The following is an 18,121-nucleotide window of genomic DNA, read 5'->3' as shown; positions in this document are numbered from 1 at the left end:
ACATGCGCGCAGATGTGCTGATTGTCGGGGCCGGAATGGTCGGAAGCGCCTTGGCGCTGGCGTTGCAGGGCAGTGGCCTGCAAGTGCTGCTGCTCGATGGCAGCCCGCTGAGCGTCAAGCCGTTCGACCGTGACGCGGCCTTCGAACCCCGCGTGAGCGCCTTGTCGGCCGCCAGCCAGCGCATCCTTGAGCGCCTGGGCGTGTGGGACGGCATTGTGTCGCGCCGCGCCAGCCCTTACGGCGAGATGCAAGTGTGGGACGGCAGCGGCACCGGGCAGATCCACTTTTCGGCCGCCAGCGTGCACGCCGAAGTGCTCGGGCACATCGTCGAAAACCGCGTGGTGCAGGATGCCTTGCTTGATCGCCTGCACGACTGCGACCTGGGCCTGCTGGCCAATGCGCGCCTGGAGCAGATGCGCCGCTCCGGCGATGACTGGCTGCTGACCCTGGCCGATGGCCGCACCTTGCGTGCGCCGCTGGTGGTGGCCGCCGACGGTGCCAACTCTGCGGTGCGTCGCCTGACCGGCACCGCCACCCGTGAATGGGATTACCTGCACAACGCCATCGTCACCAGCGTGCGCAGCAGCCAGCCGCACCAGCGCACGGCCTGGCAACGCTTTACCGATACCGGCCCGTTGGCGTTCTTGCCGCTGGTGCGCGATGGGCAGGAGGACTGGTGTTCGATCGTCTGGTCGACCACGCCGACTGAATCCGAACGCCTGATGGCGTTGGATGATGAAAGCTTCTGCCGTGAACTGGAGCGCGCGTTTGAAGGACGCCTGGGCACGGTAGTCAGCGCCGATCCACGGGTTTGCGTGCCGTTGCGTCAGCGTCACACCAAGCGCTACGTGGCCGAAGGCCTGGCGTTGATCGGCGATGCAGCCCACGTGATCCATCCGCTGGCCGGGCAGGGCGTAAACCTGGGTTTCCTGGATGCGGCGGTGCTGGCCGACGTGTTGTTGTCGGCGACTGAACGCGGTGAGCGTCTGGCGGATGTGAAAGTGCTGAGCCGTTACGAGCGTCGGCGCATGCCCCACAACCTGGCGTTGATGGCGGCGATGGAAGGGTTTGAGCGTTTGTTCCAGGCCGACCAGCTGCCACTGCGCTGGCTGCGCAATGCCGGTTTGAAGCTGGTCGACCAGATGCCCGAAGCCAAGGCGGTATTTGTGCGCCAAGCCCTTGGCCTGACCGGCGACCTCCCAGACCTCGCCAAACCTTGAATTGAAATACGCCCACCTGTGGGAGGGGCGGTGCGACGACTCGACTTGCCCCCGATGAGGCCGTCCAGCCCAACTCAAATTCCAGCCATGCAACATCTGGTAACGCCTCCGCCGAGCGTTACCAAATGCCAGTCCCTATCATTTGCGCTCACTTTGCAAATGAGAGACCGCACCCATGTTGGCACCCAAGCGCCTCCTGACTGCCCTGGCACTCACCCTGATCGGCAGCACCACCGTGCAGGCAGCCGACGAAGTGGTGGTCTACTCCTCGCGCATCGACGAACTGATCAAGCCGGTGTTCGACGCCTACACCCAAAAGACCGGCGTCCAGGTCAAGTTCATCACCGACAAGGAAGCCCCGCTGATGCAGCGCATCAAGGCCGAGGGCGAAAACGCCACCGCCGACCTGTTGCTCACCGTGGATGCCGGCAACCTCTGGCAGGCCGAGCAAATGGGCATCCTGCAACCCTTCACCTCAAAGGTGATCGACAAGAACATTCCTCTGCAATACCGCTCGTCCACCCACGCCTGGACCGGCTTGAGCCTGCGTGCGCGGACCATCGCCTATTCCACTGACCGGGTAAAACCGGGCGACTTGACCACGTACGAAGCCTTGGCCGACAAGCAGTGGGAAGGCCGCCTGTGCCTGCGCACGGCGAAAAAGGTCTACAACCAGTCGCTGACCGCAACCCTGATCGAAACCCACGGCGCGGCCAAGACCGAAGAAATCGTCAAGGGCTGGGTGAATAACCTGTCTACCGATGTGTTCTCCGATGATATCGCGGTGCTGGAAGCCATTAATGCCGGCCAGTGCGACGTGGGCATCGTCAACACCTACTACTACGGCCGCCTGCACAAGCAGAAGCCGGACCTGGCGGTGAAGCTGTTCTGGCCGAACCAGGGCGACCGTGGCGTGCATGTGAACCTGTCGGGCATTGGCTTGACCAAGCACGCGCCGCACCCGGAAGCCGCCAAGGCACTGGTGGAGTGGATGACCACGCCTGAAGCACAGAAGATCTTTGCCGATGTGAACCAGGAATTCCCGGCCAACCCGGCAGTGCCGCCGTCGGCTGAAGTCGCTACCTGGGGCAAGTTCGTGGCCGACACCTTGCCGGTGGAAGTGGCGGGCAAGCGTCAGGCAGAAGCCATTCGCCTGATGGATCGCGCCGGCTGGAACTAAGTACAATTTGTAGGACGCCGTAGATCAAAATGTGGGAGGGGGCTTGCCCCCGATGGCGAAGTGTCAGTCTACTCATCATTGACTGGTCCACCGCTATCGGGGCAAGCCCCCTCCCACATTGGCATGTGCTGTTTTCAAGTTATTCATCTGACGAGAGCTGACCTTTGGCCCACCCCGCCCAACGCCGCTGGTACCTGCCGGTCTTCAGCGTCGCCGCTTTGGTGCTGCTGCCGCTGAGCGTGCTGTTGCTGTCCTGGCAAAGCATCGACCAGCAGATCTGGTCCCACCTCTGGGAAACCCAGATGCCCCGCCTGCTGGGCAATACCCTGACGCTGGTACTGGGCGTCGGCGTCGGCGTAACCCTGCTGGGCGTCAGCCTCGCCTGGCTTACCAGCCTCTGCGAATTCCCCGGACGGCGCTGGCTCGACTGGGCGCTGATGCTGCCGTTTGCCATTCCCGCCTATGTGCTGGCGTTCGTGTTTGTCGGCCTGCTGGATTTCGCAGGCCCCGTGCAGACCCTGTTGCGGGAATGGTTTGGCACAGGCCTGCGCCTGCCTCGCGTGCGCTCCACGAGTGGCGTGATCATCGTGTTGGTGCTGGTGTTCTACCCTTACGTCTACTTGCTGGCGCGCACGGCGTTCCTGGCTCAGGGCAAAGGCTTGATGGAAGCGGCGCGTGTACTTGGGCAATCACCGTGGCAAGCGTTCTGGCGCGTGGCACTGCCGATGGCGCGGCCGGCGATTGGCGCGGGTGTGGCTCTGGCGCTGATGGAAACCCTGGCGGATTTCGGTGCGGTTTCGGTGTTCAACTTCGACACGTTCACCACTGCGATCTATAAAACCTGGTACGGCTTTTTCAGTCTTTCCAGCGCGGCCCAACTGGCCAGTCTGTTGCTGCTGGTGGTGATGCTGGTGCTGTACGGCGAGCGGCGCGCCCGTGGCGCGAGTCGTTCCGGTAATGAGCGGCCTCGGAGCAAGGCGCTCTACCACTTGCGCGGGTTTAAGGCCGCTGCCGCCAGCGCGTGGTGCGGGCTGGTGTTTGCGTGTGCCTTTGTCATTCCGGTGCTGCAGTTGATCGTCTGGTTCTGGCAGCGCGGCCGGTTCGACCTGGATGAGCGTTATTCGGGCCTGATCGTCCATACGCTTTATCTCGGAGGCATCGCGGCACTGATCACGGTCAGCGTGGCGTTGGTGTTGGCCTTCGCCAACCGCCTGGCGCCAACTCGGGTGATTCGCTCCGGTATCAGCCTGGCCAATGTTGGCTATGCGTTGCCGGGTTCGGTGCTGGCGGTGTCCATCATGCTGGCGTTCAGCTATCTGGACCGCGAACTGGTAGTCCCGCTTGCCGGCAAGCCGTTGCTGCTGGGCAGCCTGTCTGCGCTGGTGTTGGCGTATCTGGTGCGTTTTCTGGCGGTGGCCTATGGGCCGCTGGAAAACAGCCTGGCGCGGATCCGGCCTTCATTGCCGGAAGCGGCGCGTAGTTTGGGCGTGAGTGGGCCGCGACTGTTTTGCAAAGTGTATCTGCCGCTGTTGCTGCCCGGCACCCTGAGTGCCGCGCTGCTGGTGTTTGTGGATGTGCTCAAGGAAATGCCCGCGACTCTGCTGATGCGCCCGTTCGGCTGGGACACCCTGGCGGTACGGATCTTTGAAATGACCAGCGAAGGCGAGTGGGCACGGGCTTCGCTGCCGGCATTGACATTGGTGCTGGTGGGCCTGTTGCCAGTGATCGGGTTGATCCGACGCTCCGCCCGACCAATCGGCTAGGTGTCAGTCCTACGGCTTGAGGCTACAATGCGCGGCATTCGGTGCGCTCCGCCTTTCGGATCGGGTCGCTGTACGTGGCTGAAGCCCTTGTAATTCAAGGTCTTCAGCACGAATAGCAACGCTGCGCACCTTCGCCAAGCCCGGAAGGAGAAACCCATGGGACAGCGTACGCCTCTGTATGACCTGCATCTCGCCCTCGGCGCGAAAATGGTCGATTTTGGCGGTTGGGATATGCCTTTGCATTACGGCTCGCAAGTTGAAGAACACCATCAGGTGCGACGCGACTGCGGGGTGTTCGATGTATCTCATATGACCGTGATCGACGTCACCGGCCCCCAGGCCAAGGAATGGCTCCAGTACCTGCTGGCCAATGATGTCGAACGATTGCATGGCTGTGGCCGTGCGTTGTACAGCGCCATGCTCAACGAGCAGGGTGGCGTGGTGGACGACATGATCGTCTATCGCATTGAAGCCGGGTACCGACTGGTGGTCAACGCCGCCACGCGTGACCAGGACATGGCCTGGATGCAGGCGCAAGTGGGAAGCCATCAAGTGCAATTGGCCGAGCGGCCCGAGTTGGCCATGCTAGCCATTCAAGGCCCCCATGCCCGGCAGAAGATTGCCGAGTTGGTTACCCAGTCCCGCAGCACCCTGATTCACCAGCTCAAGCCTTTTGAAGGCCAGGCCGACGGCGATTGGTTTATTGCCCGCACGGGTTATACCGGCGAAGACGGTCTGGAGATTGTCCTGCCTGCCGATCAGGCACCGGGATTTTTCAACGATCTGGTAGGGGCCGGTATCTCGCCTATCGGCCTCGGCGCACGGGATACCCTGCGCCTGGAAGCCGGTATGAACCTGTACGGCCAGGATATCCACCTGGACGTTTCACCTCTGGCGGCCAACATGGCCTGGAGCATCGCCTGGGAACCGGCCGGGCGTGATTTCATCGGCCGTGCGGCGCTGGAGGCCGAGTTGGCTGAAGGTGTGCAGTTCAAACTGGTGGGGCTGGTGCTGGAAGAACGCGGAGTTTTACGCGCTCACCAGGTGGTTCGTATCGCCAATGTTGGCGAAGGAGAGATCACCAGTGGTAGTTTCTCCCCTACGCTGAGCAAATCCATTGCCTTGGCGCGTGTACCGACGGCGACGGCCGATCGGGCCGAAGTGGAAATCCGCGGCAAGTGGTACCCGGTTCGAGTGGTCAAACCGACCTTCGTGCGCCATGGCAAAACCTTGATCTAACTATTTCCGGCAGGCCGATGGCCGCTGACACTACTTCTGAGGACACAGACTATGAGCAATATCCCGGCCGACCTGCGTTTTGCCGAGAGTCATGAATGGGCCCGTCTGGAAGCTGACGGCACCGTGACCGTCGGGATCTCCGACCATGCCCAGGAAGCGTTGGGGGATGTGGTGTTTGTTGAGCTAACCGAAGTGGGCAAGGTGTTTGACGCTGAAGATCAAGCGGGTGTAGTGGAGTCGGTCAAGGCCGCTTCAGACATCTACTCGCCGATTGCCGGTGAAGTGATTGCGGTCAACGAAGAGCTGGGTGACAGCCCTGAGCTGCTGAACTCCGACCCTTACGGCGCCTGGATCTTCAAGCTCAAGCCAAACGACAAGGCTGATCTGGATAAACTGCTGGATGCCGCCGGCTACAAAGCTGCCATCGGCGAGTAAACGCAAGACCTATGTGGGAGGGGCTTGCTTCCTCCCACATTCAAACAAGGTCAGCCGTGATTGTTCAGTTTGCTCTCAGGACTGCTTTTACCGCCGCCACCGACCGCTCCACATCGGCCTCTGTCATTGCCGTAAACATCGGCAGCGACACGATCAAACGCCCGACTTTCTCCGCCACCGGGAACATGCCTTCCTTGAAACCCTGCGCCCGATACAGGCTCAGCAGGTGAATCGGTGGGTAGTGATAGCCAATGCCGACACCATGAGTCTGCATTTGCTCCATGAAGGTTGCGCGGGCCGGCAGGCCGTCCTGACGCTCCGGCAATACCAGTTGGAACAGGTGCCAGTTGCTGTTTTCGAAGTCGGCGGGTGGCAGTTGTGCGCCGTATTGCTCTTCAAAGTCACTGCCGAAACACTTGAAGTAGTGCCGCGCCAGGTTTTGGCGGTGGGCAGTGATCTTCTCAATATTGGCAAACTGCCCCAGGCCGATGGCCGCAGCGATATCGGTCATATTGAACTTGCCGCCCAGTACATCTACATCCAAGCCGTCGAAGCCGGTACGGGTGACGCCCTGCAGGCGGTATTTCTCTGCCAGGCGTGCTTCTTCGGCATTATTCAATACCAGGCAACCGCCCTCGGACGAGGTGATGTTCTTGTTGGCCTGGAAGCTGAACGACACGAAGTCCCCGGTGGCGCCGATGCGCTCGCCGTCCCAGCTGGAGCCCAGCGCCTGGGCGGCGTCTTCGACGATGCGCAGGTTGTACTTGTTGGCCAGCGCGTACAGCATCGGCATATCCAACGGCAGCCCGGCCAGGTACACGGGGATGATGGCCTTGGTGCGCGGGGTGATCGCGGCTTCCACCTGGCCCAGGTCGATATTGCGGGTGATGGGGTCGATATCGGCGAACACCGGCGTGGCCCCCACTTCCAAAATCACGTTGGCGGTCGCCACCCAGGAGATCGGTGTGGTGATGACTTCATCCCCTGGCCCTATACCCGCGATGCGCAAGGCAATTTCCATGGTGCAGGTGCCCGAGTTGAAGGTGCGCACGGGGCGCCCGCCAAAGTATTCCGACAATTGCGCCTCGAACGCCTGCACTTTTGGCCCGCTGGTGATCCAGCCCGAACGCAATACATCGCCCACCGCCGAAATGGTGGCTTCATCAATGGTGGGTTTGGAGAACGGCAGAAAGGGCAGTTGGCTCATAACGACGAAGGCATCCGTTTCAGGTTGGCGATGAGTACAGGAGGTATCAGTACCGGCATGGTTGCACGGCCTGACTGAATATAGCCTGTCGCCTGTGAATGAATCGTCATGCAGCGGGCAAAAAAATGCCGCTTCGAAAGCGGCATTTTTCAGAGTGTGGATATCACTCGGTGACAGCGTTTTTAGCGAGGATGGCGTTAGCCAGCTCCATATCCGTGGCCTGCAGGCCAGGGTTGTCGGCGCGGACTTTCTGCATGGCGGCTTCCAGGTACGGGCCGCGGATGCCGCCGTCGCTGGCAACAAAGCTGCCGGCGTCGTCTTGTGCGGCAACGACCAGCTTGTGGTCCTTGAAGGTCAGGTACGTCGAGCCGGTGGTGGCGCCCGACGAGATGACATTGCGCCAGAAACTGTCGGCCATGGCTGAACCGACAGGAAGGGAAAGCACAGCGAGGGTAGCGACAGCATATTTGAGACGCATGATGAGTGACTCCGGGTGGGTGATCTGTACCGTTTGATTGTAGTTAGCCCAACCGAGTTCCATCACTGACTAAACAGTTTCTACCTTCAAAATCACGCCATCCAGGCCAACCACCCGGACTTGAGCGCCTACAGGGCTGTCAGGCCCGGTCACCATCCATACACCATCACCGATCCTTACCTTGCCCCGACCGCCCACGATCGCCTCATGCACCACGAATACGCGGCCGACCAGCTCCGAGCCGCGCTCGTTGAGCCCTGGTTGGTCGCTGGCCTTGGCGCTGCTGCGCTGGCGTTTCCACCAGTACACCGCCGTCAATATCGACAACACGGCGAACAGCAGCAGTTGCCACTCCAGCCCCAGTGGTGGCACCAGGAACTTGATCACGCCCACCGCAGCCGCTGCGATACCCATCCACAGCAGGTAACCACCGGCGCCGAATACCTCAAGAATCAACAGCACTGTACCCAGCGCCAGCCAATCCCAGAATGAAAGGTGCTGCAGGAAATCCCACATGGCGAGTGCCTCAGCCTTTCTTGTTATCGAATGTGGCCTTGACGATCTCGCCGATGCCGCCGACCGCGCCGATCACCTGGCTGGCTTCAAGCGGCATCAGGATGACCTTGCTGTTATTGGCCGAGGCCAGTTTGCCGAGGGCGTCGATGTATTTTTGCGCAACGAAGTAGTTGATGGCCTGCACGTTACCGGTAGCGATGGCCTCGGAAACAACCTGTGTCGCACGGGCCTCAGCCTCTGCTTGACGCTCACGGGCTTCAGACTCCAGGAACGCGGCTTGGCGTCCACCTTCAGCTTCAAGAATCTGTGCCTGCTTCTTGCCTTCGGCAGTCAGGATCGCCGACGCCCGCAGGCCCTCGGCCTCAAGGATTTGTGCACGTTTGATCCGCTCGGCTTTCATCTGGCCGGACATGGCAGCCATCAGGTCGGCGGGCGGGCTGATGTCCTTGATCTCGATACGGGTGATCTTGATGCCCCACGGAGCAGTGGCTTCATCCACGGTTCGCAGCAGTTTTTCGTTGATGCCGTCACGCTGGCTGAGCATGGCATCCAGCTCCATGGAGCCCAGGACGGTACGGATATTGGTTTGCAGCAGGTTGCGGATGGCGTGTTCGAGGTTGTTGACCTCGTAGGCGGCCTGGGCGGTATTGACCACCTGGAAGAAGCACACAGCGTCGATCTGCACGGTGGCGTTGTCGGCGGTGATGACTTCCTGGGGTGGAATATCCAGCACGCTTTCCATCACGTTGATCTTGCGACCGATGCGGTCCATGACCGGGATGATGATGTTCAGGCCGGGCTTGAGGGTGTTGGTATAACGGCCGAAACGCTCGACCGTCCATTGGTAGCCCTGAGGTACCACCTTGAAGCCCATGAATAATATGGCGGCGGCCAAACCTACGAAAAGAAGCAGTACGGTTCCGATCTGCATAGCGATTCCCTATCTGATGATGTCAGTTAAACGGCGTTCGGCCGATTGTAACGGGGTTGTCACCGATAAGAACGCTTTCAGCGAGCTGTAATCAAAGGATTTGTTACCGAGTCCCCAGGCGTTACTCGCAACACTTCGGCCATTGTGGTCAGCCCCGCTTGCGCCTTGCTCACTCCGGCCATGCGCAGGCTGCGCATGCCCTGCGCAACAGCTGCCCGGCGCAGGGTCTGCACGTCGGCGCCGGGAGTGATCAGTGCTTTGATCGACTCATCCAATACCATGACTTCGTAGACCCCTGCGCGTCCCCGATACCCGCTGTTGCGGCATTCCCCACACCCAATGGCCTCGTGGGCATCGCCCGTCGAGCGCTTGCAATGAGGACACAGCACTCGCACCAAGCGCTGCGCCATGACGCCCAACAGGGTGGCCTTGATCAAATAATGAGCGATACCCAGTTCCTGCAAGCGGCTGATAGCGCTGGGCGCATCGTTGGTGTGCAGCGTCGATAGCACCAAGTGCCCGGTAAGCGCGGCCTGGATCGCCATTTCTGCGGTTTCCTGGTCGCGAATCTCGCCGATCATGATGATGTCCGGGTCCTGGCGCAGCAGGGCGCGGATACCGCTGGCGAAGGTCAGGTCGATGTTGTGCTGCACCTGCATCTGGTTGAACGCCGGCTCGACCATCTCGATCGGGTCTTCCACCGTGCACAGGTTGAGTTCCCGTGTCGCCAGTTGCTTGAGCGTGGTGTAGAGGGTGCTGGTTTTGCCTGAGCCGGTAGGGCCGGTGACCAGGATGATGCCGTTGCTCTGGCTCGTCATGGCGTGCCAGCGCTGCTGGTCCTCGGTGGACAAACCCAGCCGGTCAAAATCCTTGAGCAGCACTTGGGGGTCGAAAATCCGCATCACCAGTTTTTCGCCGAAGGCCGTCGGCAACGTCGACAGACGCAACTCAACTTCGGCACCGGCCGGGCTTTTGGTTTTGACCCGGCCGTCCTGGGGTTTGCGCTTTTCTGCCACGTTCATCCGGCCCAGGCTTTTCAGGCGGCTGACCACTGCCATCGTCACCTGGGGTGGAAATTGGTAGACGTCGTGCAGCAGCCCATCAATGCGAAAACGCACCCGGCCCTGCTCACTGCCAGGCTCGATATGAATATCACTGGCCCTTTGGGCGAAGGCGTATTGCAACAGCCAGTCGACGATATTGACGATATGCGCGTCATTGGCGTCCGGCTCCTGTTCGCTGGCGCCCAGGTTGAGCAACTCGAAATTCCCAGGCACTGCGACCTTTTGATCCGCACCGCTGACGGACTTCGCCAACCGGTAAAACTCGCTGATACACCGCTGAATGTCCTGGGGGTTGGCAACCACGCGCTTGATCGACCGCTTGAGCACTTGCGCCAGCCCGGACTCCCAACTGCTGACGTGGGGCTGGGCACTGGCGACGGTGACGGTGTGCGTATCCACAGCCACGGCCAGAATGGCGTGGCGCTGGGCGAACGCGTGGGACATCAGCGGCACCACCGTTGCGACATCGATCTTCAGCGGGTCGATACGCAGGTAAGGTTGCCCGACATGCCGGGCCAGCCATTGGGTCAGGGTTTCCAGGGACGGCCCATGGGCGGCGATGCACTCTAACGGGTGCTGGGCGTCGCTGGCCGGCATCGCCGATAACCGCTGCGCGGTGTCGGGGGTTATCAAACCGTTCGCTACCAAGTCCGGCAGCAACGCATGCAGTTCCAATCGCTGATCAACAGCCATGTAGGGAATCCTGGGTAGCTTTGGATGAAATTTCAGGCTAGCCAGTCCCTGGATTTTCTCCTCCCAGCGTGTGTTGCAGGTCTTTACTGAGCGGCTGCAACCATCGCCGCAGGCCCCACGCAATCAGCCGGCCACAGGTCCAGCGCGCACACGCTGATCAGGTTTCGAATCTTTTCACCGATGACCTGGGCCCGATGCCAGCTCAAGCCATCGATCACGATATCGATGCTCAGCAGGTCGTCTTCCCGGTTCACGCTGACGTGCCGAGGGGTCAGGAATTGCAGCGCAAAGTAGTTGAGTACCCGGCACAACACATCGGGCTCCGCCTCGGCGACGATCTGGTAATGCGCCTCGCAATGAGCGCTGGTGACAGCCCACGCATCGACGCGGGCAGCAGGGTGAGTGGTTTCGACGGCGTGCATGCTGACTCTCCAGATTCGACTGGAGGAATTTTTACATTCGCCAACGGAGATTTCTTATCTAAGATGGGCTTTATATGCGCGAAATCGAATAGATCAATTCAATATTACGAAAGTGAAAGGTATTTTTATGCACAGCGAGTTGGACGTCTACGACCGTCGCATCCTGGCCCTGTTGCAAGAGGACGCTTCGCTCTCCAGCGCACAGATCGCCGAACAGGTGGGATTGTCCCAATCGCCATGCTGGCGGCGTATTCAGCGGCTCAAGGAGGAGGGCGTTATCCGCGGCCAGGTGACGCTGTTGGATCGCAAGAAGATTGGCCTCAACACGCAGATTTTTGCCGAGGTCAAACTCAACGCCCACGGCCGATCCAACTTCACTGAGTTCACCGACGCGATTCGCGGCTTTCCAGAAGTATTGGAGTGTTATGTGCTGATGGGGGCGGTGGATTTTCTGCTGCGCATCGTGACGTCGGACATCGAGGCGTACGAGCGGTTTTTCTTTGAGAAGTTGTCGATGGTGCCGGGGATTCAGGAGGTCAACTCGATTGTGGCGTTGTCGGAGATCAAGTCCACCACCAGCCTGCCAGTATTGCGCTGACAGGGAAGGCCTCATCGCGGGCAAGCCCGGCTCCCACAGGAGAATGCACTCCATCGTGGGAGCGGGCTTGCCGCGATAGCGATCTTACAGACGCAGCAGGGTCTTCCAGGCCCGATTCTGATACACCGCAATTGCCTGGTGCATCCGCGCATCCAGCGACTCATCGGTAATCGGCTGGTTGGCCAGTTGCGCCAACTTGTTCAGCTCGCCGTACAAGCGGTCCAGCTCCGGAATGTCCACCACCTGGCGTGCATGGTGCAGCCACGCCTGGATGCGTTCGATACGCGGCAGTTGCTCGGCCAGGTCTTCCGGCTGCTGCTGGTAGCGTGGCAGTTGCAGGGCGACGGCGTCCTCGGCCAGCAGGCGCGGCAGCCAGTTGGTGATCTGCGCGGCGCCCTGGCGGTTGCCACGCACGTTGCGGTCGGCAGTCCAGGTGCGAGCCAGCAGCCAGCGCGACAGGTTCAGTGAGAACAGGCCCCAGCGCACGTCGTCCAATTCTTCGACGAACTGCTCCGGCGCAGCTTTGCGGATGTCTTCATCGTCGTCACCGGCCTGGACCAGCGGGCGCCAGTCTTCCAGCAACGCATCGAGTACGCTGCGCAGTTCGCTGGTAGATTGACGCGGTGCGGCCTGGCCGAGGCTGCCGATCAGGGCGCGCAGTTCGCCGAGGTTGTCGACCCAGTCTTGCAGCAGGCGCCAGTGGCCATTGAAACGGTATTGCTCAGCCAGGCGCTGGCTGCTGCCCAGCAGGTGCCACATGATCGCGGCGAAGGCATCGTCCAGCGGCATTTCGGCGTGGATCTGCGGCGCCGGCAGGCTCAGGGAGTAGCTGCTGGCGTCATAAAGACGGTAGCCGCGCTCGGCCTTGCTGATATCGCAGGGCATCAGGGCCAGGGTCGCGGCCAGCTCGGCGGCCAGCTCCAGCAGGGCCGCCGGTTCGCCTTCGCGCAGTTCCAGTTCCAGCTCGCAGATTTCTTCTTTCTGCTTGCCGACCACCACGTGGCCCAGGTCCAGGGCGGCTTCGATCACAACTTTGGCCTTGCCCCGACCCCAGGCGATTTCGGCGCGTTCACGCACGAAGTCGGTGGTGAAGATCGGCTTGAGGGTCTTTTTGTCCAGCTCGGCCAGTTGCTCGGGCCAGCATTCGCCGTCGAGCTTCTTCACGTCGAGCTTGGCTTTGGGCAGGTCCCAGTTGTACTCGTTGCGTTCCGACAAGCCGGCGATGCTCTGGCCACGGGTCTTGAGGGTCTGGATGATCTCGTCACCGTCCTTGCGCAGGCGCAGGGCGACTTTGGCCTGGGCCAGGTCGCGCTCGGGGGTGTCAAAGTACTGGTTCATCAACTCACGGCGTTCCCAGCCACTTTTGTTGCGTTTTTTCAGTAACGGGTGCTCACGCAGCGCGGCGAGTGTTTCGCGGCTGACGCGGAGCTTGATTTCGGTTTCTTTCTGCATGGCCGGAAAATCCAGGATCGGGAGCGCAGCCGGGGAAAAGTGTGGCTGCCAAGGTCGTGCAGTGTACAGGACTGAGCCCGGCAACGTGCCGCAACGGTTTATTGTGTCGTGCAGATGGCTCTATAGTGGGGCTCATCCGGGAAGTTGAGAGACCGCGCATGCCGTTACCGTCCATGAAAGAGCAGTTCGCCGCCTTGATTGCCGCGCCCTCGGTCAGTTGCACCCAAGCGTCTCTCGACCAGACCAACCGCCCGGTGATCGATTTGCTCGCCAGTTGGCTGGGGGACCTGGGTTTCGCCATCGACATCCAGCAAGTCAGCCCCGGCAAGTTCAACTTGCTGGCCAGCTTCGGCAGTGGCCCTGGTGGGCTGGTGCTGGCCGGTCATAGCGACACGGTCCCTTATGACGCCGCGCTGTGGAAAACCGATCCGCTCAAACTGACGGAAGTCGACGGCCGCTGGGTAGGATTGGGCAGTTGTGACATGAAGGGCTTTTTCGCCCTGGCCATCGAGGCGGTGTTGCCGCTGCTGGACCAACCCTTCAAGCAACCGTTGCTGATCCTCGCCACCTGCGATGAAGAAAGCTCCATGTCCGGCGCCCGTGCGCTGGCCGAAGCGGGGCGCCCGTTGGGCCGCGCGGCGGTGATCGGCGAGCCCACGGGGCTCAAGCCGATCCGCCTGCACAAAGGCGTGATGATGGAGCGCATCGACATTCTTGGGCGTAGTGGCCATTCGTCGGACCCCAGCCTGGGCCACAGCGCCCTCGAAGCCATGCACGATGCCATCGGCGAACTGCGTGGCCTGCGTCTGCTCTGGCAGCGCGAGTACCGCAACCCGCAGTTCAGCGTGCCGCAACCGACCATGAACTTCGGTTGTATCCACGGCGGCGACAACCCCAACCGCATTTGCGGCCAGTGCTCCCTGGAGTTTGACCTGCGGCCCTTGCCGGGTATGGATCCCGAGGTGTTGCGCGCCGCCATCCGGCAGAAGCTCGAACCCCTGGCCGAACGGCATCAGGTCAAGATTGACTACGCGCCGCTGTTCCCCGAAGTGCCGCCGTTTGAACAACCGGAAGATGCCGAGCTGGTGCGGGTTGCGCAACGATTGACCGGTCATCTTGCCGAAGCAGTGGCGTTCGGCACCGAAGCGCCTTATCTTCAGCGCCTTGGTTGTGAAACCCTGGTGCTCGGCCCCGGCGATATCGCCTGCGCCCACCAGCCGGGCGAATACCTCGAAATGTCACGCTTGACGCCTACAGTGCGTCTATTGCGAGAACTGATCGAACATTACTGCCTGAAACCTGCATAAATTAACCCCTGCCTGTTCGTACATAGAAGGAGAGCGAGCGTGTCGCCAAGCCTGTTCCGACGATAACCATCAGCCCGCTGTGCGTTTTCACGATCCTTCCTTTTTTGGCTGCTTTTTATTACAGGCCCAGGTGTTATGCCCGAATACGTCAATTGGCTTCGTCACGCTTCGCCCTACATCAACGCCCACCGCGACTGCACCTTTGTAGTCATGCTGCCTGGCGACGGTGTGGACCATCCCAACTTCGGCAATATCGTCCACGACCTGGTGCTGCTCCACAGCCTGGGCGTGCGGCTGGTGCTGGTTCATGGCTCGCGCCCACAAATCGAAGCGCGCCTTGAAGCACGTGGCCTGGTCCCGGCTTATCACGAAGGCATGCGCATCACCGACGCGCCGACGCTGGAGTGTGTGATTGACGCGGTCGGCCACTTGCGTATCGCTATTGAAGCGCGCTTGTCGATGGACATGGCCTCATCGCCGATGCAGGGTTCGCGCCTGCGGGTGGCCAGCGGCAACCTCGTCACGGCGCGTCCGATCGGCGTGCTCGAAGGCGTGGATTACCACCACACCGGCGAAGTGCGTCGGGTCGACCGCAAGGGCATCAACCGCTTGCTGGACGAGCGATCCATCGTGCTGCTATCGCCATTGGGTTACTCGCCCACCGGTGAGATCTTCAACCTGGCCTGCGAAGACGTCGCCACCCGCGCCGCCATCGACCTGGGTGCCGACAAACTGCTGCTGTTCGGCGCCGACCTGGGCCTGATCGATGAAAATGGCCGGTTGGTGCGCGAACTGCGTCCGCAACAAGTGCCGGCTCACCTGCAACGCCTGGGTAGCAGCAACTACCAGGCCGAGCTGCTTGACGCGGCGGCCGAGGCTTGCCGGGGCGGGGTAGGGCGCAGCCATATCGTCAGTTACGCCGAAGATGGCGCGCTGCTCACCGAGCTGTTTACCCGCGATGGCGGCGGCACCTTGGTGGCCCAGGAGCAATTCGAACTGGTGCGCGAGGCGGCGATTGAAGACGTCGGTGGTTTGCTCGACCTGATCAGCCCGCTGGAAGAACAAGGCATCCTGGTACGCCGTTCGCGGGAAGTGCTGGAGCGTGAGATCGAGCAGTTCAGCGTGGTCGAGCGCGAAGGCATGATCATCGCCTGTGCGGCGCTGTATCAGATTGCCGATTCGGATGCGGGTGAGTTGGCGTGCCTGGCGGTGAACCCGGAGTATCGCCATGGCGGGCGTGGTGATGAGTTGCTCGAACGCATTGAAACCCGTGCCCGGGCCCAAGGCTTGAAAACCTTGTTCGTCCTCACCACCCGTACCGCTCACTGGTTCCGTGAGCGTGGTTTTGTACCGAGCACCGTCGACCGGCTGCCGTCGGCGCGGGCGTCGCTGTACAACTACCAGCGTAACTCGAAGATCTTCGAAAAGGCGCTGTAAGCCTGATCTTCAACGCGCTGAGGATCCAAATGTGGGAGGGGGCTTGCCCCCGATGAGGGAGTGTCAGTCAACTAATGAGCGACTGATACACCGCCATCGGGGGCAAGCCCCCTCCCACATGTTTGAGCGCATTTATTCCTTGGCGAATTTGTCGGTCACGAAGGCCGAATATATTGATTTGCGCCGATACGATGAACGCGACGATGGGGAGATTGCGCGAGTCAGCTGCTGCCAGCGGGCTGGAACCGAGGTTGCCGATGGTCAAATCGGCGGCTTGGACAGCACAAGAAATTATTAGTGACACAAAAACTGTAACAAATTGACGGGAGGATATGCGTTTGGCCATGATGGCGTCGCCTTTTTGATCGTGGGTGACGTATGCAACAGAGCGATCACACTAATCGATCTAAAAAAGCGCTAACAAATACCCTTTAGGAATTAGCTTGTGAAGCGGTTGGTCTACCCTGACCTGTCCGAGTCATGCGAAGGCTTATTCCTGGATCGTATGAAAAAGAATGAAATAATTCTTTTTGGGTGTATGAAAAACTCATTACCCTGCAGGGACCAAATCAACTGCGATTAGACGAAGGTAGTAGACACACAAGGTTACGATTGACTTGTCAGTCACTATCCGGTGGTAATCGCGCATCTGTGGATCGAGGGCGTCAGACCCGAGACCGAAGAAATACAAAAATTAGAAATGAGAGGAGCGGTACATGAATAAGTCCACCTTGGCTTTGGCTGTAGCTTTGGGCGCGATCGCCCAGCAAGCAGGCGCTGCCGGTTTTATCGAAGACAGCAAGGCCACACTGGGGCTGCGTAACTTCTATATCAATACTGATAACCGTGATGGCGCTCCAGGCACCACCACTCGCAGCAAGAACGCTGAGTGGGGCCAAGGCTTCGATCTGCGTTTCATCTCGGGTTACACCCAGGGCACTGTCCAGTTCGGCGTTGATGCAATTGGCCTGTACGGTGTGCGCTTGGACTCCAGCCGTGCTAACCATGGTAACTACAGCGGCACTGCTTCTGGCGGCACTGTGTTCCCAAGTGACGGCAATAAGGCTGTCAACGATTACGCCAGCCTGGGCGTGACCGGCAAGGTCAAGGTCTCTCAAACCGAGCTGAAACTGGGCACTCTGCAGCCGAAGCTGCCAGTTATCGTGACAAACGATGGCCGTCTGCTGCCGCAAACCTTCCAAGGTGGCCAGATCACCACCAACGACATCAAGGATCTGACCCTGGTTGCCGGTCAGATTGAGCATGCCAAGGGCCGTAACTCCAGCAACAACGAAGGCTTGTCGCTGGGTGGTGCCAACGGTAGCTCTAACTACCGCACCGGCAAGTTCGTCAACAAGTTCTACTATGCGGGTGGTGACTACAAACTCACCAAGGACCTGACTGCCCAGTACTACTACGGCAACCTGGAAGATTTCTACAAGCAGCACTTCCTCGGTCTGACCCACAACTGGTCGATCGGCCCGGGCGTATTGAAGTCGGACCTGCGTTACTTCAACAGCACCGATGACGGTCTGAACGGCAACACCTCCAGCTACTACACCAACGGTAACTACAACGGCTTCAACGCCGGCAAAGGTAAAGTCGACAACAACCTGTACAGCGGTCTGTTCCTGTACACCGTTGCCGGTCACACCTTCGGTGGTGGTTATCAGGTCAGCAACGGCAGCAGCGACTTCCCTTGGTTGAACCAAGGTGACGGCTCGTCGGCTTACCTGACTACCGACATGCAGATCCAGAAGTTCGCCCGCGCCGGCGAGCGTACCTGGCAAGCTCGCTACGCTTATGACTTCGCCAAAGTTGGCGTACCTGGCCTGACAGCTGGTGTTGTTTACCTGAAAGGTAGCGACATCGACACTATCGCCAACAACAACGGTCGTGCCGAAACTACCGGCCAGTCCGAGTGGGAACGCGACATCACTGTTGCCTACGTAATCCCGGAAGGCCCGCTGAAAAACCTGGGCGTCGCCTGGAAAAACGCTATGTGGCGCACCGACCTGGCGAACACCCGTTCCCAGGACGAAAACCGCCTGATCGTCAGCTACTCGCTGCCACTGTTCTAGTAGCGTGAAGTTGTTGTAAGACTGTAAAAACCTTGCCCGGCGCAACGCCGGGCAAGGTGTCTTGCTTTCAAGTCGGGCTAAACCCCCGCAAGCCCTTC

Annotated in this window: 16 protein-coding genes and 1 pseudogene; 9 read left to right on the top strand and 8 right to left on the bottom strand. The window is 60.3% G+C overall.

Annotation, left to right across the window (positions count from 1 at the left end; genetic code table 11):
- Nucleotides 1-2 precede the first annotated feature (2 nt).
- From NDJ82_RS04215 to gcvH, 5 genes are all read left to right on the top strand, one after another.
- Nucleotides 3-1,220, top strand: coding sequence for a 2-octaprenyl-3-methyl-6-methoxy-1,4-benzoquinol hydroxylase (locus NDJ82_RS04215; protein ID WP_250925092.1), 1,218 nt, complete (start codon nt 3-5; stop codon nt 1,218-1,220).
- A gap of 175 nt (nt 1,221-1,395) precedes the next feature.
- Nucleotides 1,396-2,400, top strand: a complete 1,005-nt coding sequence (locus NDJ82_RS04210) for an extracellular solute-binding protein (protein ID WP_158879195.1) — start codon at nt 1,396-1,398, stop codon at nt 2,398-2,400.
- 164 nt (nt 2,401-2,564) lie between these two features.
- Nucleotides 2,565-4,163, top strand: coding sequence for an ABC transporter permease (locus tag NDJ82_RS04205; protein ID WP_099585927.1), 1,599 nt, complete (start codon nt 2,565-2,567; stop codon nt 4,161-4,163).
- A 156-nt stretch (nt 4,164-4,319) separates the two neighbouring features.
- Entirely contained in the window at nt 4,320-5,402 is a 1,083-nt protein-coding gene (gene gcvT / locus NDJ82_RS04200) for a glycine cleavage system aminomethyltransferase GcvT (protein WP_112192711.1), read from the top strand.
- Nucleotides 5,403-5,453: 51 nt separating this feature from the next.
- The gene (gcvH, locus tag NDJ82_RS04195; RefSeq protein ID WP_250924983.1) at nt 5,454-5,837 is read left to right on the top strand and encodes a glycine cleavage system protein GcvH; all 384 of its coding nucleotides are present in this window, start codon (nt 5,454-5,456) and stop codon (nt 5,835-5,837) included.
- A 64-nt stretch (nt 5,838-5,901) separates the two neighbouring features.
- Here gcvH and NDJ82_RS04190 read toward each other — a convergent pair whose 3' ends face one another.
- From NDJ82_RS04190 to NDJ82_RS04165, 6 genes are all read right to left on the bottom strand, one after another.
- Complete coding sequence (locus NDJ82_RS04190) at nt 5,902-7,044, bottom strand: DegT/DnrJ/EryC1/StrS family aminotransferase (protein WP_250924982.1); 1,143 nt, start codon at nt 7,042-7,044, stop codon at nt 5,902-5,904.
- Between the two features lie 163 nt (nt 7,045-7,207).
- Nucleotides 7,208-7,522 carry a DUF2388 domain-containing protein gene (locus tag NDJ82_RS04185; RefSeq protein WP_003176799.1) on the bottom strand — a complete coding sequence of 105 codons (315 nt, stop codon included), beginning with the start codon at nt 7,520-7,522 and terminating at the stop codon, nt 7,208-7,210.
- 69 nt (nt 7,523-7,591) lie between these two features.
- Complete coding sequence (locus NDJ82_RS04180) at nt 7,592-8,038, bottom strand: NfeD family protein (RefSeq protein ID WP_099585923.1); 447 nt, start codon at nt 8,036-8,038, stop codon at nt 7,592-7,594.
- 10 nt (nt 8,039-8,048) lie between these two features.
- Complete coding sequence (locus NDJ82_RS04175; RefSeq protein WP_032884271.1) at nt 8,049-8,969, bottom strand: SPFH domain-containing protein; 921 nt, start codon at nt 8,967-8,969, stop codon at nt 8,049-8,051.
- A 77-nt stretch (nt 8,970-9,046) separates the two neighbouring features.
- Nucleotides 9,047-10,726, bottom strand: a complete 1,680-nt coding sequence (locus NDJ82_RS04170) for a GspE/PulE family protein (protein ID WP_250924981.1) — start codon at nt 10,724-10,726, stop codon at nt 9,047-9,049.
- An 83-nt stretch (nt 10,727-10,809) separates the two neighbouring features.
- Complete coding sequence (locus NDJ82_RS04165) at nt 10,810-11,148, bottom strand: ACT-like domain-containing protein (protein WP_099585921.1); 339 nt, start codon at nt 11,146-11,148, stop codon at nt 10,810-10,812.
- Between the two features lie 127 nt (nt 11,149-11,275).
- Between NDJ82_RS04165 and NDJ82_RS04160 the strand changes: the two genes are divergently transcribed.
- Entirely contained in the window at nt 11,276-11,746 is a 471-nt protein-coding gene (locus NDJ82_RS04160) for an Lrp/AsnC family transcriptional regulator (protein WP_033897555.1), read from the top strand.
- Nucleotides 11,747-11,830: 84 nt separating this feature from the next.
- On the opposite strand, the gene NDJ82_RS04155 is transcribed toward NDJ82_RS04160, so the two are convergent.
- Nucleotides 11,831-13,198, bottom strand: a complete 1,368-nt coding sequence (locus tag NDJ82_RS04155) for a CYTH domain-containing protein (protein ID WP_191946740.1) — start codon at nt 13,196-13,198, stop codon at nt 11,831-11,833.
- Between the two features lie 158 nt (nt 13,199-13,356).
- Between NDJ82_RS04155 and argE the strand changes: the two genes are divergently transcribed.
- The gene (gene argE, locus NDJ82_RS04150) at nt 13,357-14,505 is read left to right on the top strand and encodes an acetylornithine deacetylase (protein WP_099585919.1); all 1,149 of its coding nucleotides are present in this window, start codon (nt 13,357-13,359) and stop codon (nt 14,503-14,505) included.
- 135 nt (nt 14,506-14,640) lie between these two features.
- Nucleotides 14,641-15,942, top strand: coding sequence for an amino-acid N-acetyltransferase (gene argA / locus NDJ82_RS04145; protein ID WP_099585918.1), 1,302 nt, complete (start codon nt 14,641-14,643; stop codon nt 15,940-15,942).
- A gap of 172 nt (nt 15,943-16,114) precedes the next feature.
- On the opposite strand, the pseudogene tauA reads toward argA, so the two are convergent.
- A pseudogene (gene tauA / locus NDJ82_RS04140) lies at nt 16,115-16,288 on the bottom strand (taurine ABC transporter substrate-binding protein); the annotation flags it as partial.
- A 370-nt stretch (nt 16,289-16,658) separates the two neighbouring features.
- Here tauA and NDJ82_RS04135 point away from each other — a divergent pair.
- Nucleotides 16,659-18,023, top strand: a complete 1,365-nt coding sequence (locus NDJ82_RS04135; protein ID WP_191946741.1) for an OprD family porin — start codon at nt 16,659-16,661, stop codon at nt 18,021-18,023.
- The last annotated feature ends 98 nt before the right edge of the window (nt 18,024-18,121 follow it).

The organism is Pseudomonas sp. SR18 (assembly GCF_023701505.1).
GTDB classification, from domain to species: domain Bacteria; phylum Pseudomonadota; class Gammaproteobacteria; order Pseudomonadales; family Pseudomonadaceae; genus Aquipseudomonas; species Aquipseudomonas cyclaminis.
The sequence above is the reverse complement of the archived record's forward strand: the minus strand, read 5'-3'. Positions and strand labels throughout refer to the sequence as shown.

Coding starts and splice junctions, on each gene's coding strand:
- NDJ82_RS04160 (WP_033897555.1), top strand. CDS start 11,276: ATGCACAGCGAGTTGGACGTCTACGACCGTCGCATCCTGGCCCTGTTG.
- gcvT (WP_112192711.1), top strand. CDS start 4,320: ATGGGACAGCGTACGCCTCTGTATGACCTGCATCTCGCCCTCGGCGCG.
- NDJ82_RS04170 (WP_250924981.1), bottom strand. CDS start 10,726: ATGGCTGTTGATCAGCGATTGGAACTGCATGCGTTGCTGCCGGACTTG.
- argA (WP_099585918.1), top strand. CDS start 14,641: ATGCCCGAATACGTCAATTGGCTTCGTCACGCTTCGCCCTACATCAAC.
- NDJ82_RS04190 (WP_250924982.1), bottom strand. CDS start 7,044: ATGAGCCAACTGCCCTTTCTGCCGTTCTCCAAACCCACCATTGATGAA.
- NDJ82_RS04135 (WP_191946741.1), top strand. CDS start 16,659: ATGAATAAGTCCACCTTGGCTTTGGCTGTAGCTTTGGGCGCGATCGCC.
- NDJ82_RS04165 (WP_099585921.1), bottom strand. CDS start 11,148: ATGCACGCCGTCGAAACCACTCACCCTGCTGCCCGCGTCGATGCGTGG.
- NDJ82_RS04210 (WP_158879195.1), top strand. CDS start 1,396: ATGTTGGCACCCAAGCGCCTCCTGACTGCCCTGGCACTCACCCTGATC.
- NDJ82_RS04185 (WP_003176799.1), bottom strand. CDS start 7,522: ATGCGTCTCAAATATGCTGTCGCTACCCTCGCTGTGCTTTCCCTTCCT.
- NDJ82_RS04175 (WP_032884271.1), bottom strand. CDS start 8,969: ATGCAGATCGGAACCGTACTGCTTCTTTTCGTAGGTTTGGCCGCCGCC.
- NDJ82_RS04155 (WP_191946740.1), bottom strand. CDS start 13,198: ATGCAGAAAGAAACCGAAATCAAGCTCCGCGTCAGCCGCGAAACACTC.
- NDJ82_RS04215 (WP_250925092.1), top strand. CDS start 3: ATGCGCGCAGATGTGCTGATTGTCGGGGCCGGAATGGTCGGAAGCGCC.
- gcvH (WP_250924983.1), top strand. CDS start 5,454: ATGAGCAATATCCCGGCCGACCTGCGTTTTGCCGAGAGTCATGAATGG.
- NDJ82_RS04180 (WP_099585923.1), bottom strand. CDS start 8,038: ATGTGGGATTTCCTGCAGCACCTTTCATTCTGGGATTGGCTGGCGCTG.
- argE (WP_099585919.1), top strand. CDS start 13,357: ATGCCGTTACCGTCCATGAAAGAGCAGTTCGCCGCCTTGATTGCCGCG.